The 22717-nt window shown below is 71.0% G+C and carries 19 protein-coding genes; 12 read left to right on the plus strand and 7 right to left on the minus strand.

The annotated features are described in order from the left end of the window. Window positions 1–7 precede the first annotated feature (7 nt). From ACFV57_RS08780 to ACFV57_RS08790, 3 genes are all read right to left on the minus strand, one after another. Window positions 8–874: an ABC transporter ATP-binding protein gene (locus ACFV57_RS08780; RefSeq protein ID WP_385227365.1), complete on the minus strand. Its 867-nt coding sequence runs from the start codon at window positions 872–874 to the stop codon at window positions 8–10. Continuing rightward, the gene (locus ACFV57_RS08785) at window positions 847–1728 is read right to left on the minus strand and encodes an ABC transporter permease (protein WP_385227368.1); all 882 of its coding nucleotides are present in this window, start codon (window positions 1726–1728) and stop codon (window positions 847–849) included. The genes ACFV57_RS08780 and ACFV57_RS08785 overlap by 28 nt, the downstream gene beginning before the upstream one ends. A gap of 287 nt (window positions 1729–2015) precedes the next feature. Beyond that, the gene (locus ACFV57_RS08790) at window positions 2016–2099 is read right to left on the minus strand and encodes a putative leader peptide (protein ID WP_385227559.1); all 84 of its coding nucleotides are present in this window, start codon (window positions 2097–2099) and stop codon (window positions 2016–2018) included. A gap of 135 nt (window positions 2100–2234) precedes the next feature. On the opposite strand from ACFV57_RS08790, the gene ACFV57_RS08795 reads away from it, so the two are divergent. The 11 genes from ACFV57_RS08795 to ACFV57_RS08845 all read left to right on the plus strand — a co-directional run bounded on the left by ACFV57_RS08795 (window position 2235) and on the right by ACFV57_RS08845 (window position 16567). Continuing rightward, window positions 2235–2657, plus strand: coding sequence for a secondary thiamine-phosphate synthase enzyme YjbQ (locus ACFV57_RS08795; protein WP_385227371.1), 423 nt, complete (start codon window positions 2235–2237; stop codon window positions 2655–2657). Window positions 2658–2992: 335 nt separating this feature from the next. Continuing rightward, window positions 2993–3571 carry a Pycsar system effector family protein gene (locus tag ACFV57_RS08800; RefSeq protein ID WP_385227374.1) on the plus strand — a complete coding sequence of 193 codons (579 nt, stop codon included), beginning with the start codon at window positions 2993–2995 and terminating at the stop codon, window positions 3569–3571. Window positions 3572–3665: 94 nt separating this feature from the next. Continuing rightward, on the plus strand, window positions 3666–4325 hold the full coding sequence (locus ACFV57_RS08805) for a Crp/Fnr family transcriptional regulator (RefSeq protein ID WP_385227377.1): 660 nt from the start codon (window positions 3666–3668) through the stop codon (window positions 4323–4325). Window positions 4326–4457: 132 nt separating this feature from the next. Then, window positions 4458–5255 (plus strand): hypothetical protein, encoded by a 798-nt coding sequence (locus tag ACFV57_RS08810; protein WP_385227380.1) that lies wholly within the window; start codon window positions 4458–4460, stop codon window positions 5253–5255. A 304-nt stretch (window positions 5256–5559) separates the two neighbouring features. Continuing rightward, window positions 5560–7710: a hypothetical protein gene (locus ACFV57_RS08815; protein WP_385227383.1), complete on the plus strand. Its 2151-nt coding sequence runs from the start codon at window positions 5560–5562 to the stop codon at window positions 7708–7710. Continuing rightward, entirely contained in the window at window positions 7707–8474 is a 768-nt protein-coding gene (locus ACFV57_RS08820; protein WP_385227386.1) for a hypothetical protein, read from the plus strand. Before ACFV57_RS08815 ends, ACFV57_RS08820 begins: the two co-directional genes overlap by 4 nt. A gap of 377 nt (window positions 8475–8851) precedes the next feature. Then, window positions 8852–10144, plus strand: a complete 1293-nt coding sequence (locus tag ACFV57_RS08825) for a diacylglycerol/lipid kinase family protein (protein ID WP_385227389.1) — start codon at window positions 8852–8854, stop codon at window positions 10142–10144. A gap of 6 nt (window positions 10145–10150) precedes the next feature. Then, the gene (locus tag ACFV57_RS08830; RefSeq protein ID WP_385227392.1) at window positions 10151–10687 is read left to right on the plus strand and encodes a SixA phosphatase family protein; all 537 of its coding nucleotides are present in this window, start codon (window positions 10151–10153) and stop codon (window positions 10685–10687) included. Window positions 10688–11032: 345 nt separating this feature from the next. Next, window positions 11033–12040, plus strand: a complete 1008-nt coding sequence (locus ACFV57_RS08835) for a polyphosphate kinase 2 family protein (protein ID WP_385227394.1) — start codon at window positions 11033–11035, stop codon at window positions 12038–12040. Window positions 12041–12060: 20 nt separating this feature from the next. Further along, a complete protein-coding gene (locus ACFV57_RS08840; protein ID WP_385227397.1) occupies window positions 12061–14781 on the plus strand; it encodes a cation-translocating P-type ATPase in 2721 nt (906 codons plus the stop codon). After that, on the plus strand, window positions 14771–16567 hold the full coding sequence (locus ACFV57_RS08845; RefSeq protein WP_385227400.1) for a SulP family inorganic anion transporter: 1797 nt from the start codon (window positions 14771–14773) through the stop codon (window positions 16565–16567). Before ACFV57_RS08840 ends, ACFV57_RS08845 begins: the two co-directional genes overlap by 11 nt. 58 nt (window positions 16568–16625) lie before the next feature. Here ACFV57_RS08845 and ACFV57_RS08850 read toward each other — a convergent pair whose 3' ends face one another. After that, window positions 16626–18968 (minus strand): FUSC family protein, encoded by a 2343-nt coding sequence (locus ACFV57_RS08850; RefSeq protein WP_385227403.1) that lies wholly within the window; start codon window positions 18966–18968, stop codon window positions 16626–16628. Between the two features lie 138 nt (window positions 18969–19106). Between ACFV57_RS08850 and ACFV57_RS08855 the strand changes: the two genes are divergently transcribed. Then, window positions 19107–19904 carry a SpcZ gene (locus ACFV57_RS08855; protein WP_385227406.1) on the plus strand — a complete coding sequence of 266 codons (798 nt, stop codon included), beginning with the start codon at window positions 19107–19109 and terminating at the stop codon, window positions 19902–19904. A gap of 78 nt (window positions 19905–19982) precedes the next feature. On the opposite strand, the gene ACFV57_RS08860 is transcribed toward ACFV57_RS08855, so the two are convergent. From ACFV57_RS08860 to ACFV57_RS08870, 3 genes are read right to left on the minus strand one after another with little or no spacing between them, the layout of a single operon-like run. Continuing rightward, window positions 19983–20855 (minus strand): TauD/TfdA dioxygenase family protein, encoded by an 873-nt coding sequence (locus ACFV57_RS08860; protein ID WP_385227409.1) that lies wholly within the window; start codon window positions 20853–20855, stop codon window positions 19983–19985. Between the two features lie 46 nt (window positions 20856–20901). Continuing rightward, window positions 20902–21618: a hypothetical protein gene (locus ACFV57_RS08865; protein ID WP_385227412.1), complete on the minus strand. Its 717-nt coding sequence runs from the start codon at window positions 21616–21618 to the stop codon at window positions 20902–20904. Further along, window positions 21581–22627 (minus strand): GSCFA domain-containing protein, encoded by a 1047-nt coding sequence (locus ACFV57_RS08870; RefSeq protein ID WP_385227415.1) that lies wholly within the window; start codon window positions 22625–22627, stop codon window positions 21581–21583. Before ACFV57_RS08870 ends, ACFV57_RS08865 begins: the two co-directional genes overlap by 38 nt. Window positions 22628–22717: the final 90 nt, after the last annotated feature.

A 22717-nucleotide genomic window follows, 5' to 3' on the forward strand; every position in this document is an offset into this window, starting at 1 on the left:
CCTGCGCTCAAACGGCGTCACCCGCCGCCTTCGGGGCCGCCTCGCCGGCCGCGTCCTGCGGCTCCGCCCCCTCCACCCCCAGGCGGTCCAGCAACCGGGCGCGCAGTGCGGCGAACCGCGGGTCGGCGATGTCGCGCGGGCGCGGCAGGGCCACCTCGCTCTCGTACGCGATCACGCCGTTCTCCATCACCAGCGCGCGGTCCGCCAGCAGCAGGGCCTCGTCCACGTCGTGCGTGACGAGCAGCACCGCGCAGCCGCGCTCCCGCCACAGTTCGGCGACCAGCTTCTGCGCCTTGATGCGCGTCAGCGCGTCCAGCGCGCCGAACGGCTCGTCCAGCAGCAGCAGATCGGGTTCGCGTACCAGCGCGCGCGCCAGCGACGCCCGCTGCGCCTCACCACCGGACAACGTCTTCGGCCACGCGTCGGCGCGGTGCCCGAGCCCGACCTCGGCCAGGGCCCGCTCCGCCGCGCCGCGCCCGGGGCGGTCCGGCAGCCCGAGCAGCACATTGCGCCACACCCGCTTCCACGGCATCAGCCGTGGGGCCTGGAAGGCGACGGCCTTGCGGCGTGGTACCAGTACCTCGCCCTCGATCTCCCGGTCCAGCCCGGCCAGCACCCGCAGCAGCGTGGATTTGCCGCAACCGCTGCGCCCGAGCAGCGCGACGAACTCCCCGGGCGCCACGTCCAGCCGCAGCCCGTCGATGACGGCCCGGCCCCCGAAGGCCCGGCCGAGCCCCCGCACCCGTACGGCGCCACCTTCGTACGCGCCGCCACCCGGCCCGTACCTCCCCGCAGCCTCCGCCCCCGCTTTTTCCCCTACGCCTGCCCTTTCCCCTACCCCTGCCTTCACTGTCCGGTGAACGTCGGTCGCCATTGCAGCAGCAGCCTTTCCAGAGTGCGGACGATGAAGTCGGCGAGCAGCCCGAGGACCGCGTACACCACCAGGCACACCACGATCACGTCGGTACGGAAGAACTCCCGGGCCTGGTTCATCAGGAATCCGAGCCCGTCGTCGGCGTTGATCTGCTCGCCGAAGACGAGCGCCAGCCAGGCGGTGGCGAGCGAGTAGCGCAGCCCCGTCATGGCGCCCGGCAGCGCGCCCGGCAGGACGACGTGCCGGATCAGCCCCCAGCGCCCGAGCCCCAGCGAGGTTCCGGCCTCCACCAACTGCGCGTCCACACCGCGGATTCCGGCGTACACGTTCAGATACAGGTGGAAGGCCACACCGAGCGAGATCAGGGCGACCTTCGGCGCCTCGCCGATGCCCAGCCAGATGATGAACAGCGGGATCACGCCCACCCACGGCACGGACCGCAGCATCTGCACGACGGGGTCCACCAAATCCTCGCCGAGCCGCGACAGCCCGGACGCCAGCGCCAGGGCCACCCCGACGCCCACACCTGCCGCGAGCCCTACGGCGACCCGTTGCAGCGACACGAGCATCGCCGACGGCAGCGTGCCGTCGGACACCAGCGTCCAGGCCGTACGGGCGATGGTCCCCGGCGAGGCGAGGATGTCGCCCGGCAGCGCCCCGCTCGCACTGAGCACCTGCCACAGCGCGAGCAGGAACACCGGCACGGCGGCCCGGCGCAGCCACCGCGGTACGGTCCGGCGCCGGGCCGACGCGGGTACGACGGGGACGAGCTCCGGCCCGGTGCGCGGCCCGGCCGCCGGCCGCTCGACGCGCGGTGGCGGGACGCCGGGCGGCGCGGCCTGATCAACAGTCATGGACACTCCAACTCACTGGGCGGCAACGCGCCGCGCCCGGCGCGCGGCGGCGCGACACACGCCACACAGCTGCACGGAACCGGTCGTACGGGGAAAGGAACGCGCCAAGAACGCGCCGGAACCACCCGATTCCAGCGCCGAAAAGAAAACAGACAGCCGCCGACCCGATCAGCGACAGAAAGCGCACCGGCGAAGCGCAGACGTCAGCGGCGCACGTACATCAGCAATCAGCGGCGCACGAACGGCGACGACGCAACGAAATGAACGGCATCAACGACGCAACGACATCAGCAACCGCGGCGACACGCGGCGGACGCCACCCGCAACAGGTCGATGTGACCGCGCGTGGTGAGCCGGGCTGACGTAGACATGTCGCCGAACGTAGCGGCGTACCTGAAGACGGGTCAAACAGCGTCTCGCCTGCTGGACCATTGTTGCGCCGAGATTGCGCGCACCACGGACGCAGCCTGCACGCCTTTGGGCTTCATCCATACGAAAATGGACCCATGAGTACCGTATTCACGACCCGGACCCTGAACCTCGCCACCGGCACCAAGGAAACCGTCGCCGACATCACCGACGACTGCGCGGCCTTCCTCCGTGAGGTGACGAACGGCGGCGACGGCCTCCTGAACGTCTTCGTCCCGCACGCCACCGCCGGCATCGCCATCATCGAGACCGGCGCCGGCAGCGACGACGACCTGCTCGCCGCCCTCGGCGACCTGCTCCCCGCCGACGACCGCTGGCGCCACCAACACGGCTCCCGCGGCCACGGCCGCGACCACGTCCTCCCCGCCTTCGTCCCGCCCCACGCCACCCTCCCCGTCGTCGACGGCCGCCTGGCGCTCGGCACCTGGCAGTCGGTGTGTTTCGTGGACACCAACCGGGACAACCCCGAGCGACAGGTGCGGTTGAGCTTCCTGGGCTAGGAGGCCGCCTCACGTCGGACTGTAGATGGCAGGTCCGGCCACGATTCGTCCGATGGGGCACTCCTCCCGCTTCGAGGAGAAAGGCCGGGACGCAGGGGGACGTCCTTCGCCGCGGAGAAGGTTCAGCAGACCGCATACCTGTTGTGATCGCTCAGCGGGCGAGAGCGATCACGATGGGTGGCTCCATATCTGGAGGGCGATCGGCTGGAGCAGGGGCTCGGTGCACGTGCTGTGGATCTCCTTCTGCACGCCCAGTTTTGAGCAGCGCGCCGTCCAAGGCGCAGCCAGTCTGGGGCAGACCGCGCGGAAAGCGCCGAGCCGACTCGGGAGGGACCATGTTTCGCCTTGATTCCAGGGCACGCCGCACACCGAGCTTCGACCGATCCGCCGCATCGCGCGCCGGCGGCCTGGTATCCGAGGTCTCGGCCGACCGCCTGCGTGCTCTGGGCGCGGGGGCCTTTGCCGAGCTGCAGCGCGCCGATGCCAAGACAGCGACGCTGGGTACCACGGCTGGGGCCGGGCTGGGCGCCGTCTTCACGATGGTGACCGCGTTCGCCAAGACCATGCCGTTATGGGGCGTGGTCGGAGCTGGATGCGCGAGTGCTTGCTTCGCCCTGTCGATCTGGCAGTGCCTTTCGGCCATGCGGCCTTCGCTCCGGCCCGGGAACCGGCGACGACCGGATTGCTATCTCGATTGCGCGGAAGCCACCGCGGATGAACTGCTGGCCGCTGTGGTGGGCCTCTCCGCGTGGGAGGTGGCCCGTGCCGAAAGCCGGTGCGTGACGGAGTTGTCGACCCTGGCGCAAGCCAAGTTCAAGATGCTGCGACGGGCAACTCTTCTCTCACAGCTGGGACTTGCCGCTACCTGCCTTAGTGCCGCGTGCGTGCTCCTCGGCTCTCTCACCGGTAGGTGAGAACCCCGAATATGCTGGTGCCTTCACAGTTCGTTGAGATATGGGTGCGGGTGGGGATCAGGCGCCTCATGGCTCAGTCTTCGGGGAGGGCGCGTTGTATCAGTCCCATCGGGCGCTGCTTGGTGAACAAGCGTGGGCCGCCTTGGCGAGCCTTGCCCCGGAAAAAACCCGCGAGACGCGCAGCCTGCTGCTGCGCCAAGGGGACCCCGCCACACACGTTCTCCTGCTGTGCCATGGCTCCGCCGCGATCACGCGCCGTGACGGGAGTGGTCAACGGACGCTGCTTGCCGTGCGTGGCGCGGGCGAACTGCTGGGTGAGCTGTCGTTGCTCGACGGCGGAGTCCGCAGTGCCACCGTCATCGCCGCCGAGCCCTGCCGGGTGCATACCGTTCCCGCATCCGATTTCACCTCGTTCGTCAGCGACCACGGCCTGCTGCACAAGCTGATGCGCCATGCAGTGGGACGTATCAGGGAAGGGGACGAGATCCGCCAGGAGTTGGCCACGGCCCCCGCTGCCGCTCGCCTTGCCGCTGCCCTCCTCCGCCTGGCCGCGGTCTCGGGAGAATCCACGACCGGCTCGGTTCACATCCGGCTTTCCCAGGAAGAGCTCGCCCAACTGATCGGTGTGTCACGCAACTCCGTGGTTCAGCGTCTCGCGCCTTGGCGCGCCGAAGGGTGGATCCGCTCCGCAACCGGCGGAGGACTGGTGGTCGAGGACCTCGGAAGGTTGCGTCGGATCGCCGAAAGCCGGTGAGGCGCCCAGCAGGCCGGTGAGACCCAGGTCATCCGTAGAGTGCCCAATTCTGGGCAGCACGGGGTCTGTCAGGCGCGCATCATCGTCACCTGACAGCCACCGCAGGCGTCACCGCCGGAAGGACGTGTACGTATGGCAGCCCGAATTGACGGCGATGTAAGGGATATTCCCGACTACCAGGCCCTCGTCGTGTTCGACATGAAGGGGTACAGCAAGGTTCCGTCCCCCTACATGGAGACCACTCGGGACGAACTCGACAACATGCTGGCCACAGCCTTCGTGGAAAGCGGCCTGGGAGAAGAATGGAAGCACTGCGCATACTGGAACGACCGGGGTGACGGCTGCATTCTGGCGATGCCGGTCCGTCGGATGTGGCGACTCGTCGAGCCGTTGCCGGAAATTCTCGACAGCGTACTCGCCCGATACGATCGGGAACGGTTCGCCTCTGTGCCGGAGATCAGGGTCCGGATGAGCGTGCACCTCGGTCCGGTGTCCGAGAAGTACCGGGGCGATCCGATCAACGACGCCTGCCGACTGATCGACAGCGATGCGGCCCGTGACGCGGTGGCGAAGGCCGAGCAACTCGGCTCCTACGTCGCCTTGGTGATCTCCGAAGCGGTATTCCAGGCCGTCGTACGTGCGGGGCGGACGACCCGGCTGACCGAGCTCGACTTCCTTTCCACGCGTGCGGAAGTCAAGGACAAATACTCCGAACCCGCCTGGGTGCATGTGCCCCGGCGCAGCCTGTCCGCGTTCGACGCCCCGGCAACATCAGGCGCGCAGCCGACGCAGGAAGCCACCGGCACGCCGGGCGTGCCACCCGCTGCGCCGGCCCCTCGTACCAACACCATCGACACCGTGAACAACTACTTCGACGCGCCCCAGGGGCCGTTGACCTTCACGCAGGACTTCCGGCGTACCGACCTGTGAGTGACCGAGACCCCGCTCTGCGTTCCGAGGAGGACCATTGAACATGAACGAGCCAGTGACCAATGGCGCTGAGCATGAGAGTTCCGCAGCAGGCAGTGCCCCGTCCCCCGACGAGACGGGGAACGCGCCCGGGCTGCCCGTGCCACCGCAGCCGGCCGCCCCTACGCGACCGGAAGCCGAGCCGGAGATGCCGGACGACGCGAGGACGGGAAGTACGCCCACGCGCTTGACCGTGGCCCACAGCCCCGAGGGTGCAGCGGGTAGGGAGCCTTGGCGGACATCGCACCAGGAACCGCGTGAGGAAGTGACCGATCCGGTGGGCCCAGGGCAGCAACCGCAGTTGCCCGAGACGCAGCAGTATGTGCCGATCGCCACCCTCACCCACCCCGGGCACCTCCCCCCGATCGGCTCCGTTGCCAACCTGATCGCGGGCCCCACGGGCCCTGTGAACATCCAGCAGACCCATGAGGTCCGTACTGCGGATCTGCTGGAAACCGTGGTTGTCTCCCGTGAGCGGGTCCTCACCGATGCTTCCTATGTGGAGGCGGGGGAGTGGCGGGAGGCCCGACGGCGCGGGGCGAAGGCGCTCGGTGCGGCATCCGTTGTTTTCATCGTGGTGCCGCGCCGGTACGGAGCAACGACGTTCTCCCTGCGGCTGCTCGCAGAGGAGACCGACCCGGCGGCGACCCTGCAGGTGGTTGAGTCGAGCTGGGACCGTCCGCTGGTGAGCAGGCTCCCTGTCCAGGCCGATGCCGCATACCTGCTCGACTTTCAGGATCCGGAGCGGGACCGCATCGACGGCGCGTTCCTGACCGGCCTTGGCAAACACGCGCACAAGCTGAGCAAGGTCGGATCACACCTCGTCATCACCATCACGCCCGAACTCTGGTCCTCTGTTGCAGGCCAGTTGCCCGTTGGCCTTGAGGTGGTGCGGCTGAGCGGCCACCCGAGGGCCGACCAGGTGGTGCAGCGGCACGTGACGGCCCGCGGGCGTGCGGACCTGATGCGCTACCTGAACGACCCGCAGGTGCAGGACGGCATCACCGGCTGGAACCCGGCCCGTGCCGTATGGCTCGTCGATGAGATGATCGCCCTTGCCGAAGCGGACGCCAGGGCCACCGCGGAGGAGGGAGCCGACCCCACGCAGCGCGAGGGCCACCTGCTCGCGGCTGCCCGTGAGCTGGCCGAGGGCTGGGCCAATGTCCTGAACGTACGCTTCTCCGATCGTGGCCAGGGGGCCACGAGGGCATCGGAGGCGGACCACCAGCGCGCCGAACCGCTCGATATCGACGATCGCTGTCTGTCCCTCGCCCTCGCCGTGCGGGGCTCCGGGCCCGTCACACAGATCCAGGAAGACGCCGAGCGCCTGGTCAGTCTGCTCGCCGACGGGAACGCGCCGAGTGGTGGGAAGAACGGTGACCGGAAGGGGAACACGGACCTCAGGACGATCCTCGGTGGTGTGGGGCTACGCACCCGTTTTCAAGGCATCGGGGCGAGGGTCCGCTTCGGCGATGCGGAGTTCGTCTCACCCAAGTACGGTGACGCTCTCCTGGCCTATGTCTGGGACCAGTATCACCCGCTCCACGAGCGGCTCGTCGGCTGGATGATGTCCTGCGGAGGCCCGGACGGAAGCCCGGCTCACGACGACTCGGCCGTACGGGCGCTTCTGGGGGTCCTCACCTATCACCAGGACGACTCACAACTCGCGGAGATTCGTAAGCAGGGCGCGGCCCAGGGAAAGCGTGCGGTCGCCGCCGCAGTCCTGGCGGGAGCGGCACGGGACGAGCATCTCGGCCGACGGGCCCGGCAACTGCTGTACTCCTGGGCCGATCACCACACGGATACGCAGCGACTGGTGGTCGCCGTGTGCCGCGAACTCATCAGCGATCAGCCCTTGCCCGCACTGACGAGGCTGCGTCGGGTGGCGGACAACATCGGTGACGGAGAAGAAGCACGCAAGGTTACGGCCGAAGTCCTCTGCGCTTTCCGGGAAGTCGCCTGCAACGCAGAATTGACCGAGTGGTTCGCCACGACGGTCGCTGCTTGGCAGAAGCAGGCAGGAGAGGAAAGCTCACACGCCGTGAGCTTGGGGACGCTGGCCCTGATGTCCGTTGATGCGGAGGGCCGTCCCTGGCTCCTGACCACTCCCTCGCCCGCGCTTGACGTGGCCCTCGCGCTGCGCGGGCTCTTCGTCGACCTCGACCGCAATGCGGGGGTGATCGAGGAAATCGCCCGTTGGACCCGGGCCGATAGCGGCGCGATGAGGGAACAGGTCCTCACCCTGGTCCAGGAGGCCGTCACCCAGAGGGTCGGGTTCCGGGCGCTGGCCAGGCTGATCGATGAATTGAACAGGGACCGTACAGCCGACGGCCGCGGCACCGGAAACCGGATGGCGGACATCCTCGGGGACGACCCGGATCTCGGGGGCTTCGGCCTGGGGGAGCCGCCGGCGTGATATTCCGGTTCCGGCGCCCGCCCGCGTTCACCGAGATCACCTTCACCGAGCCGAGATCCCTGCGCAGCGGCACCCCCGGTGTCTGCTTCACGGCGGTGTTCTCCGCACAATGGTCTCTGGGCGGCGAGGAGCATCACACTCCCGAGGCTTTGGTGATCAACGAACTGGTCCGGCTTGCCGGCTCGATCACCGAGGACTGGGAGGCGCTCGATGCGCGGGGCGCCGAGGACGCGCTCAACGCGGCTCTCGGCAGGGCCGCTCCGATACCGGATCTACCAGGGTCGAAGCTCTCCGCGCGGGTGCGTCTGACGCTGAGCGCCCAGGCCCGGTGCGACGCCGAACAGTACCGGGCGGACAGAAACAGGGTGGCCCGGCTGCGGTACCTCAAAAGCCAGCTTTACAGCGATCCGGAGATGGTGCTCCTGGATCACCTGGAGAGACACCCCCAGGACGTGACAACGGTTGATATCAAGGATTATCAACGTCTGTCCCGGAGCCTGCGGGTGGGAGGGCAATGGTGGTACCCGCTGCTGGACTGCCTGGAAACGCTCACGGCCGAGGCACCCACACGGCACGGAGATCTCCTGGCGATGAAGTTGTTGTTGCGGGCTTTCAAGGACACAATCCCTGAGCTCATCGAGAAGAACGACCTCCAGGAACTGGTCGACCTCTTGCTGAAGGAATCCGGAACCGAGTGGGCCGCGACGCCCGTGGGAACGGCGCTCGCAGGGACGACGGTGGTGACCGAGCGCCACGAATCCTGAGCCGCAGTCCGGCAGGATGTCGTGCTGTCGGCATGGCGGACACGGTCGGCTCATGTGCGCTTCGCCAGTGCTCGATTCGCCGTGGCCAACCCCGAACGGGACGTCCGGTTGAGCCTCCTCGGCCGGCGGCGCGCCCCGCGCGCACCGTCGCGCACACCCCCGCACACCGCCACCGGCGCGGGTTCGGACACTTCCGGCCGCGGTGCTCGCCGAGGGATGTCGTGGCGCGGGTGGCGTGCCAAGCTGGGGGCCGGAGCGGGTTGGAGGCCATTATGGGTGCTCGGCACTGGCTCACTGCGTCGTTACCGCCGCTTGTCGCAGCTCAGGACGGGTGACCCGTGTCGGCCCGGGCCCGCTCGGTGGTGGGGGAACGGTGGTTGGCCCGCACGTCGTTGCTGACGGCCGCGGCGGCTGTGGTGGTGCTTCTCGTGTTCGCGGGGCTGCGGGCCGCGACGTTGCTCGGGGCGGGGGCCGGTGGGCTGGTGGTGACGGCGGCCGGGGTGTGGTGGGCGCTCACCCACCGCGGCGCTTGGCGGGTGCTCGCCCTGGTGCTGGCCGTCGCGGCGCCGGTTCTGGTGCTGGTGCACTACATCCGCAACCACGTGACGTGGATCTTCGTGCTGTCCGCCGTACTGTGGCTGGCCGCCGTCGCCGCCGGGCGGTCCGCCCTGGTGCGTGTCGACCGGCCCGCGGCGATGCCCGAGTCGCCGGCCGCTCCGCCCCGGCAGCCCTTCCTGATCATGAATCCGCGCTCCGGCGGCGGCAAGGTGGGGCGGTTCGGGCTGCGCGAGAAGGCCGAGGCACTGGGGGCGGACGTGGTGCTCCTGGAGGGCCCGGAGACGGTGGACGTGGCGGGACTGGCGCAGGAGGCCGTGGGCAAGGGGGCCGATCTGCTGGGGGCGGCCGGCGGTGACGGCACGCAGGCCCTCGTCGCCGAGGTCGCCGCCGCGCACGGCGTACCGCTGCTCGTCATCCCGGCCGGTACGCGCAATCACTTCGCCCTCGACCTGGGGCTGGACCGCGACGACCCCGCCAAGGCGCTCGACGCGCTGCGGGACGGTGTGGAACTGCACATCGACCTCGGCCGCGCGGGCGGCCGTCCCTTCGTCAACAACGTGTCTTTCGGGGCCTATGCCGAGGTGGTGCAGAGCCCCGCCTACCGTGACGGGAAGGCCCGGACCATCGTGGATCTGCTTCCGGACTACCTGGCAGGGCACCAGGGCGCGCGGCTGACCGCGCGGGTGGGAGACGTCGCCATGGCCGGGCCGCAGGCCGTGCTGGTGAGCAACAACCCTTATGGGATGGGGGACATCACCGGCCTGGGCCGCCGTCCGTATCTGAACGGCGGCGTCCTCGGCGTGATCGGTGTGAAGGTGGCGGGCGCGGCGCAGGCCGCCGGTCTGCTGCGCGGGGGGCGCTCCGCCGGACTGACCCGGGCCGCGGGGACCACCGTGACCGTCGACGCCGACCAGCCGCGGATACCGGTCGGCATCGACGGTGAGGCGCTGACCCTGCCCGTCCCCGTCCGCTGTGAGGTACGGCCGCTGGCGCTGCGCGTACGCGTGCCCCGGGAGCGTCCGGGCGTCCCGCGGCCCCGGCCGCCGCTGGACTGGAGGCGGATCTCCCGGCTCGCCCTGTGGCCGCGCCGGTCGCGCCGCGGCGCCCGGTAGCCCGGCATGACCGCGTCGGCGCTGCGGCGGCTGTTGCTGCTGCGGCACGCCAAAGCGGCCCGTCCGCAGGGGACCGCCGACCAGGACCGGCCGCTCTCCCCGCGTGGACGGCGCGACGCGTCGGCCGCCGGGCGGCTGCTGGCCGAGTCGGACTGGCTGCCCGACCTGGTGGCGTGCTCCACGGCCCGCCGCACCAGGCAGACGTGGGAGCTGGCCGCGAGGGAGCTGGCGGGCCTGCCGCCGGTCCGGTACGAGCCGCGGCTCTACCACGGGCCCGTTCTGGACCTGCTGGCGGTCGTGCGGGAAGTGCCCCTGCACGTCGGCACGTTGTTGCTGGTCGGGCATAACCCGGGGCTGCGGGACGCGATCCTGGAGGCGGCCGGGGACGGCGTCGGCACCGCGCTCCGACAGGTCCGTAACAAGTTCCCGACCGCCGCGATCGCCTTGCTGACCTGGCGCGGTACGTGGGATCAACTCGACCCCGGCGGCGCCCTCCTGACGGAGGTGGTCGTGGCGCGTGATGCCCGTGGGGACGACGGGTGACGCCGGTGCGGAACCGCCCCGTTCCGTACTCCTCCCGGAGGTGCGGAGTCCGCCGTACGGTGAGACCCACGCGGAATTGACGCCGCGTGCGCGCTTCGTGGTCGTCGCCCCGGACCCCGGCGGCTCTGTCACCCATGACATGTGCAGGGACGGACCGGTGTGAACAGTGATGCGCCATGTGCCGGCGGGGCCTGTCGCCGCCGCCGAGTCGGCAGGCGGGGGGCGAGGCGCGGCCGGCCTTCGGCATCGTCACGGCGTGACCTCGCGGGCACCGGCGCCCCCGCGCCACCGCCCGCACCGTTTCCGGTAGTCGAGCGCAACACGCTGATGAAAGGCCGGCCGCCGATGACCGACGTGAGAGCCGGACGTATCGAGTCGTTCATCAAACCTCTGCGTGTCGTCCCCGGAGGGCAGGTGAACCTGGCCGAGGACTTCGCGCCGGGGCACGGTGTGGGGGTCGCGAAGAAGGCCGACGGCGTCGAACTGCTCCAGCTGGGAATCGAGTTGCTGGACGAGTACCAGCGGCGGCTGGCCGCCGAGCAGACCAGGGGAGTCCTCGTCTGCCTCCAGGCGCTGGACGCGGGCGGCAAGGACGGCACCATCCGGCACGTGATGAGCGGCATGAGCCCGCAGGGCGTACGGGTGGCGAACTTCAAGGTGCCGTCCGCCGAGGAACTCGACCACGACTACCTCTGGCGCTACGCGCGCCGGCTGCCCCGGCGCGGCGAGATCGTCATCTTCAACCGTTCCCACTACGAAGAGGTGCTCGTGGTGCGCGTGCACCCGGAGAACCTCGCCCGGCAGCGGCTCCCCGGCCCGGCCGAGGACAGCGGCGTATGGAAGCGGCGCTACCGGGAGATCAACGCCTGGGAACGGTATCTGAGCGACAACGGGTTCACCATCGTCAAGCTGTTCCTGAACCTGTCCAAGGAGGAACAGCGGACGCGGTTCCTCCGGCGGATCGACGTACCGGAGCGCAACTGGAAGTTCTCGGCGGCCGACGTGCGCGAACGCGCGTACTGGGACGACTACCAGCGGGCCTTCTCCCACATGCTCAACGCCACCAGCACCCGGTGGGCTCCCTGGTACGTCGTCCCGGCCGACCACAAGTGGCGCGCCCGGCTCTGCGCGGCCGCCGTGCTCGCGCACGCCCTGATCGACATCGATCCGCGGTACCCGCAGACGAGCGCACCGGCCCGCCGCGACCTCGCCAAGGCCAAGAAGGACCTGGAGAAGGAGGCGCCCCGGGGCGCGCCGGCCGATCCCTACGAGGCGTCGCTCGCCGACAGGAACCGCAAGCGGACCAAGAAGGGCGGGCAGGGGAAACGGAAGCAGGGTTCGGTCCAGTCCTGAACGGATCGGAGGCGGACACGATGACCGCGGAGACGGATGCCCGCAACAGCCCGGCAGCGGCGGCCGACTGCTGGTACGCGCGCTCGCCGGAGGAGGTCGCCGCGGCTTTCGCGGTGGACCCGGCCACCGGACTGTCCGCGGCGCGCGCGGCCGAGTCGCTCCGCCAGGACGGCCCGAACGCGCTGCCCGAGGAGGAGCCCGAGCCGGGCTGGCGCCGCTACCTGGCCCAGTACCGCAGCTACATGCAGGTGATCCTGGTGGCCGCCGCGGTGGTGTCGCTGCTCGTCAAGGAGTGGGGTACCGCCGGGCTGCTGCTGGCCCTCACGGTCCTGAACGCCGTGATCGGCATGCGGCAGGCGGGCAAGGCCGAGAGCGCCATGAACGCCCTCAAGTCGATGATGAAGGCGTCCGCCAGGGTGCGCCGGGACGGGCGGGAGGCCGAGATCCCGGCGGAGGAGGTGGTGACGGGCGATGTGGTGCTCGTCTCCGCCGGGGACGAGGTGCCGGCGGACGGCCGTATCATCGCGGCGAGCGCCCTGCAGATCGACGAGTCGGCGCTGACGGGGGAGAGCGCGCCCGTGGCCAAGGAGGCCCGGACGCTCACCGGCGAACGGGTGGGGCCCGCGGACCGCTCGAACATGGCGTTCATGAACACCCCCGTCACCCACGGCAGCGGCACCCTCGTCATCACGGCCACCGGCACCGGGACCGAGATCGGCACCATCTCCGGAATGCTCTTTGCCACGCCCAGGGAAGCCTCGCCGCTGACCAAGGAGCTGGACCGGCTCACCCTGTGGATCGCGGCGGCGGCAGGCCTGACGATGATCGCGATGTTCGTCCTGGGGCGCAGCCGGGGCGAGGCCTGGGACGTGCTGTTCGTGAGCGCCGTGGCGCTGGCCATCGCCGCCATCCCCGAGGCGCTGCCCACGGTGACGCAGACGATCCTGTCGATCGGCGCCGTCGACCTCGCCAAGGACAACGCGATCGTCAAGGACCTGCCCTCGGTGGAGACCCTGGGCTTCACCTCGGCCGTCAACTCCGACAAGACCGGCACGCTCACCATGAACCAGATGACCGCCGTCGAGGTGGTGTCGCCGACGGACCGGTACACGGTCTCCGGGACCGGGTACGGCCTGGAGGGCAAGGTCCACCACGCGGCGGGCAGTTCGGACAGCATCGAGCAGGCGATCCTGCCGTACCTGGTCGCCGGGGACGCGACGCTCGTGGACGGCAAGGTGGTCGGCGATCCCACCGAGGGCGCGCTCGTGGTGCTCTGCCACAAGGCCGGACTGGACATCGACGCCACCCGGGAGCGGCTGCCCCGGCTGGCGACCCTGCCGTTCGACCCGACGTACAAGCTGATGGCCACGTTCAACTCGGCCACCGACGCCTCCGGGCAGCCGGTCGTACGGTGCTTCGTGAAGGGCGCGGCGCCCGCCGTGATGTCCCACGCGGCCTCGGCGCTCGCCGACGGCGTCGGCATTCCCTGGGACGACGACCTGCGCGAGCGGGCGCAGTCCCACGTGGAACGGATGGAGGGCCAGGGCCACCGCGTGATGGCCGCCGCGGTCCGTGACCTGGACCCGGCCGCGTTCGATCCGGCCGGGGACCTCCTCGGATACGTCACCCGGCTGCGGATGACGAGCCTGGTGGGCATGGTCGACCCGCCGCGCAAGGAGTCCCGGGACGCGGTCGCGGCCGCGCAGGCCGCCCGGATACGGGTGCGAATGGTGACCGGGGACGACGTCATCACCGGTGCGGCCATCGCCCGGCAGCTCGGCATCGAGGGCGAGGCCCTCCTCGGCGCCGATTTCGCCGAGCTGCCGGAGTCCGACCGGCTGGCCAGGATCGACGACATCGGGGTGCTCGGCCGGGTCGCTCCCGAGCACAAGGTGCTGCTCGCCGAGACCATGAAGAAGAAGGGCGACGTGGTGGCCATGACCGGGGACGGCGTCAACGACGCCCCGGCCATCAAGGCGGCCGACATCGGCATCGCGATGGGCTCCGGAACGGAAGTGGCCAAGAACGCGGGCCGGATGATCCTGTCCGACGACAACTTCTCCACCATCGTCTTCGCCGTCGAACAGGGCCGGAAGATCTACGACAACCTCACCAAATACATCCGCTTCGTCCTGGTGCTGCTGGTCGTGTTCGTCCTGACGTTCCTCGGCGCCGCGCTGTTCGACATCGCCGACGGCGAGCCGTTCACCGCGCCCCAGGTGCTGTGGATCCACTTCTTCGTCAACGCCGCCTTCGGCTTCGCCCTCGGCTTCGACCGGGAGAGCCCGGGACTGATGACCCGCAGGCCCCGGCCCCGCGGCGAGCCCGTGCTGACCACGGGCGTGCTGGTCACCGTCGGACTGTCCGGGCTCGCCGTCGGCATCGGCCTGCTCTGCATGATCCAGCTCGGCGGGGCGCTGTTCGACAGCGAACGGATCGGCAACTCCATGGCGTTCACGTCCTTCGCCCTGTGCCTGATCGTGGCCGCGCTCGAATGCCGCAGCGAGACCGGTACGGCGCTGACGACCGCCAGTTTCGACAGCAAGTACATGAACCGGGCGATGCTCGGCGAGTTCGTCCTCGCCGTCCTGGTCACGCAGATGGACGTCTTCAACCGGCTGCTGGGCACCACCCACCTCGACCTGCGGCAGTTCGGGTGGGCGCTGGTGCCCGCCGTCGCCCTGCTGGCCCTGTGGGAGACCGGGAAGCTCGTCGCGCGCAGGCGCGGACATGTCACGTGACGGTGACCGTCGGCGGCCGAGAGCCGTGGCCGCCGTACGGAGCGCCGTACCCGGGCTCGACGTGCTCTCGTCCTACCGGCGCGGATGGCTCGCCAAGGACCTGGTCGCCGGAGTCGTCCTGACGACGCTGCTGGTACCGCAGGGCATGGCGTACGCGGAGCTGGCCGGACTGCCGCCGATCACCGGCCTGTACACCTCGATCCTGTGCCTGCTCGGCTATGCGGTGTGCGGGCCGTCCCGCATCCTGGTCCTGGGGCCGGACTCCTCGCTCGGCCCGATGATCGCCGCCACCGTCCTGCCGCTCGTCGCGGCGGGCGGGGACCCCGAACGGGCGGTCGCGCTCGCGTCGATGCTGGCGCTCATGGTCGGCGCCGTCATGGCCCTGGCGTCCGTGGCGAAGCTCGGCTTCGTCGCCGACCTGATCTCCAAGCCGACCATGATCGGCTATATGAACGGGCTGGCCCTGACCATCCTGATCGGACAGCTGCCGAAGCTGCTGGGGTTCGGTGTCGACGCCGACGGCCTGATCGACGAGGCCGCCGGGTTCGTCGGCGCACTGGCCGACGGCGAGGCGGTCCCGGCGGCGGCGACCGTCGGCTGCGTCGGCGTGGCGCTCGTACTGGTGCTGCAACGGTGGCTGCCGAAGGTCCCGGCGATCCTCGTCATGGTGGTCCTGGCGATCGCCGCGACGACGCTCCTCGATCTGGACGAGCACGGCGTCGACACGGTCGGCGTGCTCCCCGAGGGCTTCCCGCCCCTCACGATCCCCGAGGTCCGGGCGAGCGACCTCGGGCTGCTGTTCGCCGGCGCGCTGGGCATCGCCCTGGTGTCCCTGGCCGACACGATCTCCACGGCCTCGGCCTTCGCGGCCCGCACCGGCCAGGAGGTCCGGGGGAACCAGGAGATGGCGGGCATCGGCGTGGCGAACCTGGCCGCGGGCCTGTTCCAGGGCTTCCCGGTCAGTACGAGCGGATCGCGCACGGCCGTCGCGGAGCGCGCCGGGGCCCGGACCCAGCTCACCGGCCTCGTCGGCGCCGCCCTGATCACCCTCATGATCGTGCTGCTGCCGGGCCTCCTGCGCGACCTCCCGCAGCCCGCGCTGGCCGCCGTCGTCATCACCGCGTCCCTGTCACTGATCGACATCCCGGGAACCGTACGGCTGTGGCGGCAGCGCCGGGCGGAGTGCCTGCTGTCGCTCGCCGCCTTCTTCGGCGTGGCGCTGCTCGGCGTGCTGCCCGGCATCGCGATCGCCGTCGGCCTGTCCATCCTCAACGTGTTCCGCCGGGCGTGGTGGCCCCACGAAACCGAACTGGGCCGGGTCGCCGGGCTGGAGGGCTTCCACGACATCCACACCCACCCCGACGCCGACCACCTGCCCGGCCTGGTCCTCTACCGGTTCGACGCCCCGCTGTTCTTCGCCAACGCCAGGACCTTCCGCGACGCGGTGCGCCGCCTCGCGCGGCACGACCCGCCGCCCGCCTGGATCGTGATCGCGGCCGAGCCGGTGACGGACGTGGACACCACCGCCTCCGACATCCTCGAAGAACTCGACGAGGCCCTCGAAGCCCGGGGCATCCGCCTGGTGTTCGCCGAGCTCAAGACCCCGGTCCGAATCAAGCTCGAACGCTACGGCCTCACCCACCCCCTCGACCCGGCCCACTCCTTCCCCACCGTGGAGGCCGCCGTCGCCGCCTTCCGCGAGCACACCGGCGCGCGGTGGACGGTGCGGGGCGGCCCGGAGGGGAGCGAGCGGGAGCCGGGCGGGCCGGCTCGGTCTCCGGGGTGACCCGGCTGCCCGGAGGCGAAGGCCCGCCGGGCGAACCAGGCGCGTCCCCCGGCCCGTCTCAGCCCCGGCTGGCCTTCGCCTCCGGGCGCCCGGCCCGCTGGGGCCTGGGGTCGGGGCGTCCGGCCACGGGGACGTCCAGGGGGCGGGCGAGGCCGGAGATGCCCTCGTCGAGGCGCTGGAGGTGGCGCAGGACGCGGTAGGTCACCGTGCCGGGGTGCGGGGCGCCGGAGCCGTCGGACTCCAGGAGGGAGACGATGGTGGCGCCGGAGCTGACCTTCGCGTCGGTCTTGTCGCCGCGTACGTGGGCGGTGATGGTCTCGATGTTGTGGGCGATGCGCTGTCCGACGCGTTGCAGGCGGGGGTCGGCGGCGATGGTCTTGCTGTACGGGACGAGTTCGGCGGTGGCCGCCAGGGAGCGGGCGTGGTACGCGCTGGTCTCCAGGAGGGCGACCAGGTAGCGGACGGTCTGGCGGCGGACGCGGAGCGGGCTGATCGGGTGGGTCAGCGGGCGGGTGGAGGCGCGCAGTTCGTCCAGGGCGGTGTCCAGGTCGCGGGACAGGCCCAGCAGGTCGGTGGCGGGGCCGCCGCTGAGCTGGTCGACGGAGGCCGCCACGACGTCGTCGAGCTTGGTCAGGACCGTGCCGAGGAGGTCGTCGGTGCGCCGGTCGGTGTGGACGGGCAGCACGAGGACGGCGGCGATGATGCCGCAGGCGGCGCCGAGGGCGGTCTCCTCGATGCGCAGGACGAGGACGTCGAGACTGTAGGTGTTCAGAAGGGTGTAGAGCAGGCCGAGCATCGCCGTGACGAAGAAGGACATCAGGGCGTAGGAGAGCGGCGCCGTGAAGAACATGGCGAAGACGAAGAGGAGGATCAGCGCGAACGCCGTCCAGGTGTGGTTGCCGACCAGGCCCGCGAGCGCGACACCGGCGACGACGCCGAGGACCGTACCGAGCAGCCGACGGTAGCCCTTGATGATGATCTCGCCCGTGGAGGCGGTGTTGAGGAAGACGACCCAGCAGGTCAGCACGGCCCAGTACCAGCGCTGGGCGGAGAGGAACTCGCCGCCGACGATGGCGAGGGTGGAGCCCACCGCGATCTGGAACGCCGCCCGGGTGGTGGGACGCCGCAAGCCCGCGCGCTCGTCCTCGGCCGGCTCCTCGCCACCGCCGAGCGCGATGTCCTCGGCGTCGAACTCCTCGCGGGAGCGGGTCGTCGCGGGCGTGTCGTCGGACTCGTCCTGCGGCCCGTCCAGCGCGAGCCGCAGGCCCAGTACGGAGCGGGCGGCCTCGCCGATGCCGCGGAAGACGTCCTGGACGGCGATCGAGGCGCGCGGCAGGTTGTCCTCGTCGCGGTAGCCGAGCAGCCGGTTGCGTACGTGGGCGACCGCCGTGCCCGGGTGGTCGGACGCCGGCCGGGAGACCAGCAGGTGCAGGGCGTTCAGGTCGCGGCGCAGGGTGACGGTCGCGGCGTCCTCGGCCGGCATCTCGTTCTCCGCGGTCGGCAGGGGCGCCCGCGGCAGGTGGAGGGTGAGGGTGTCGGCCCGCTCGGCGGTGCGGGCGTTGAGCAGCAGGACGCCCAGCCGTTCGGTGGCGATCTCGGCGTCCGCGACCCGGCGTTGCAGGAGCGCGGCGGTGGCCGGGTCGCGGGTGCCGTCCTCCAGCCGTCCCTGGATCATCAGGGCCGACTCGTGCAGCCGGGCGGTGTGCCGCCGCAGGTCGTCGAGGACCTTGTCGAGCTGGTCGGGACGGGCGTCCAGCAGCTCGATGTGGGTGGCGACCAGCTGCGCGACCCGTGCCCGGAAGGCGCCGCGCAGCCATTGCAGGATGCGCTGCGGCGTCTCCGGTACGACGGTGAAGCGGACGACGGCGCTGCACGCGAAGGCGATGGTCAGGGTCAGTGCCAGGACGGGCAGGGCGGACACGGTCGCGCCGACGAACAGGGAGACGAAGTAGGTCTGGAAGCCGATCAGGCCGAGGGCGGTGCCGCGGTCGCCGAACCGGCGGCAGTAGACGGCGCCGAAGATGAGGGCGACGAAGAAGATGTCACCCGCGATCACCTGGCTGTGCAGCAGGGCGCCGAGAAAGACCGCGGCGAGCGCCACGGGCAGGCCGAGCGCCAGGGTGACCGCCTGGCCGCGTACCTGCTTCTCCTTGATGGCGAAGGTGGCGACCATCGCCGTCATGGCACCCGCGACCAGGTGGGTGACGTCGGTGCCGAGGACGGCGAGGACGACGAGGGTCAGCGCGATGGCCGCCACCGTCCGCAGTCCCGCCATCAGCCGCAGCAGTCCCGGGTCGGATGCCGCGAATCGGTCCCACACGCCGGTCAGGCCCCGTCGTATCACTGCCCCCACGCTGTCGTACTCTCCCGTCCCTGCCGTGAACTGCCAACGCTTCAGCATCCCATGGCCGGTAATTGCCGGGCGGCCGCTGCCGGTGGGAGCCGGGTGTTTGTGGCGGGGTTGTGACGATCCCCGGAAAAGCGCCGGCAGCGTGCCGGGATACGGTGAAGATCCCTGCGAAGGTAAGAGGAGAGGCAGATGAGCTCGTCCCCGGTCGCCGCTGAGGCGTATTCGAGTTTTCGCGCGCAATGGGAAGCCGGTGGGGCCGGTGCGGGGGACGGCGCCCCGGCGGGCGGGGACGGGGCGGGCGCGCCCGCGTGGCCGGCGCAGCTGGCCGCGGCGCTGTGCGACGGTCAGGACGCCGGGGCCGCGGAGGCCTGGGCGCGGCGGGTGCACGGGGAGCTGGAGCGCCTCGGGGGGCGGGTGCCGCTGGGCGCGGTGCACGACTGGCAGGTGCGTACGGTGCTGCCGATGCTGGTGGCGGCGAGCGCGCGGCGGGGCGGTACGGGCGCGGAATGGTCAGCCGTACGGTCGTTGCACGAGCGGGCTTCGGCGGGGGAGCGGATCACGGAAAGCGAGTGGGCCGCGGCGCTGGAGCCGGCGCTGAAGGAGATTTACCGGCTCGCTTATGCCTACGCCGACGCCTTCGCCACGGCGGCGGCCAATGCCCGCGCTTATGCGACGGCCAATGATTACGGCGAGGAGAAGACTGCCGAGTTCGCCGAGTATTACGCGAAGCTCAACACCGGTGCGAATGCCCGGTCGTTCGCGGAGGCCCATGCGCTCGCGAATTCACGCGCGGTGGCGGCGGCGTACGCGGAGGAGGACGCGCGGGCCTTCGCCGAGGCGTACCCCGGCGCGTACGTCCACGCCTGCGCCCTTGCCGAGGCCAACCGGGAGACGGCCGACGGGCAGGAGGACGAGCGGCGCCGGGCCGCCTACGGGCGGCTCGCGGACGGGCTGGCGGACAGCCTGGCCAGGACGGAAGCGGCCTGAGCCGCAACGGTCCTGCGCCGCACCTCGGCCGGTGCGCACCGCCCCGGGTCCCCGGACCCGGGGCGGTCGCCGTGCGCGTCACGCCTGGGGACGGTGCCCCTTGATGGCGACCCGGCGCCCGTACCGGGTCTGCGGGTAGTAGTCCCACGTCGCGTGGTGCTGGAGGCAGCGGTTGTCCCAGAACACCAGCGTCCCGGGGGTCCAGCGCACCCGGCAGTTCAGCAGCGGTGTCCGGGCGATGTGGTCGAAGAGCATCTCCAGTACGGCCTTGCTCTCGCCGCGCGTGAGCTGCGGGATGTGCGAGGTGTAGGCGCCGTTGACGAACAGCAGCTTGCGGCCCGTGTCGGGGTGGCGGGGCACGACGGGGTGTTCGTTCACGGGGACGACGTAGTCGGCCGGCGGTGTCTGGCCCTGCCAGGGGAGGATGCCGTCGTGTACGGCGGTCAGCCCGTCCAGGAACTCCTTCATGGCGGGCGACAGCAGCTCGTACGCCAGGTGCATGTTGGCGAAGAGGGTGTCGCCGCCGCTGCCGCCCTCCGGCGGGCGGATGATGTGCAGCATCGAGCCGAGCGAGGGCTCGGCGTCGGCGGTGCCGTCGGCGTGCCAGCCGTTGCCGGCCACGGCGCGCGACTCCTTGGTGGTGCTCAGTTCCAGGACGTACGGGTCGGAGTCCTCGGCCGGGGCCGCCACCGGGTGCAGCTCACCGAAGTGGGCGGCCAGCCGCTTGTGGTCCTCGGGCGTCATCGTCTGGTCGCGGAAGACCAGCACGTGGTGGGCGAGGAAGGCGCGCCGCAGCTCGTCCACCTGGCCGTCCGTCAGCTCCTTCGACAGGTCGAGACCGGAGATCTCGGCGCCGGTGAGCGGGGTGATCGGGTCCACCGAGATCGTGTCGTAGACCTCCGGCTTCCGGGTCGTGACGCGTTCGATGGCGTCCAGTGCGTGCTGCTCCATTGCGCCCCTCCTGGGGTGGTACGGGATGGTTCGGGGGAACGGGATGTCACAGGCCCCGGGCCAGCAGGTCGGCCAGGATGAGCCGGCCGAAGGCCAGGTTGCCGTGGATGACGTCGTTGGGTTCGCAGAGTTCGGGGCGCTGGCGCCCCGACGCGTCGGTGACGCGGTCGCGCAGGTCCACGACCTCGACGCCGAGCGCGGTGACGGCGCGCCGTACGGACTCCTGCGCGGCCATGAAGACGTCCGGGTCGGACAGGCCCGGCACCCGCTGCGGCGGCATCACGGCCAGCACCCGCAGGCCCAGACCGCGCGCGTGCTCGTAGAAGGCGAGGGCGTCGCGGACCGTGGCGCGTACGAGGTCGTCGAAGAGCCGGCTCGCCAGGAAGCCCGGGGCGAAGCCGCCGCCGACCCGGTAGATCTGCCAGTTCTCGGTGGTCGCGACGAAGTGGGCGCTGAAGCCGAAGGTGCACACCAGCGGGACGGTGAGCTCGCCCAGGCCGGAGATGCCCAGTTCGTCCAGGAAGCGGCGGTAGTACGTGTCCGCCTCGGGCTTGCGGAAGGCGACGTCGGTGCCGCGCAGGTCGAAGAAGCCCGCGTTGAAGTCGCGTCCCGCGCCGACCGGGCCACCGCTGAACGCGATGCCGGCGGCCTTCGCCGCCCGCCCGACGGGCCCGGCGTGCGAGTCGCCGAGCAGCAGGAACCTGGCGGGGGACGCCGTCGCGGGCTCAGGCCTGGTTGTAGTAGTCGAGTACGGCGTCGTCACACCAGAAGTCCTCTCCGGTCGTGGTGGGCTGGGCAGGAACGGCGGGCGGCTGCGCGTCCGGGACCTGTGCGAGCGCGTCGAAGAACTGCCGCATGACGAAGGCGACGCCGTCCGGAGTGACGGTGCGCAGGTTCGGCTCGAAGAACTTCGCCTTGAAGGGGAAGCCGGTGACGATCTCGTATGCGGGGAAGTAGTCGACGTCCTCGTGTTCCTGGGCCAGCTGCCCGGCCACGGCACGCAGTACGGACTTCGAGTACGTGGTGGCGGTCAGGGCGTGGCCGCCGGTGGCCGTCGCCGTCAGCGGGACCGGCGAGACGGTGAGCAGTACGCGCAGTCCCGGGTTGGCGGTGCGGGCCAGCCCGATGGCGTGGGACAGGTCGCGGTGGACCTCGGCGAAGGTGAAGTTGTGGAACGCGTACCGCTCGGCGTCGAAGGTGCCCCGTACCGTGCCGGGGCAGACCGGCTGGACGGTGCCGTCGCGGCGGTCCACCCACGCCTCGGTCAGGCCGAGGGTGAAGACGAGGCAGTCCGCCTCTGCCACGGCGCCGCGCAGCGCCGCCAGCGTCCCTTCTCGCGCGGCCCGTACGGCGTCGGCCGAGGCGTGCCCCTCCGGATCGACGGCGGGGCGGAACGGGTCGTACCAGCGGCCGCCCTCGCTCCAGACCTCGTCGGGCGGCGTGGTCTCGCCGTGGGCCCAGGACAGCCACTGCCGCAGCATCGCGGCGGTGTAGATGTTGCCCGTACGGAACGAGAACACCCCGTAGTGGCGGGCCCGCCGCTCCTCCTCGGTCAGCCCCGGCGGGGCGGGTTCGGCGTCCCGCCAGTTCATGCCGCGTTCGAGCAGCGCCCGGCCGATGTGGCGGGCGAAGCAGGAACCGGCGGTGAGGACGACGTCGTCCTGGCCGACGGCGAACTTGGGGGTCCACAGTCCGCCGATGTCCATCGGGTCCGGCTCGGCCACGGCGGAGCGCCAGAACGAGCGCGGCGGCAGGGATTGGTACGGGTTCATGGTCGTGGCCTCGGCTCGGTGGGCGGGCGGTTGCGGGGCGGCGGAGGGGGCGTCCGGAGAAGCGGGGGCGCCCGGAATGCCCCCTCCTGT

The organism is Streptomyces sp. NPDC059788 (assembly GCF_042732265.1).
Classification (GTDB): Bacteria; Actinomycetota; Actinomycetes; order Streptomycetales; family Streptomycetaceae; genus Streptomyces.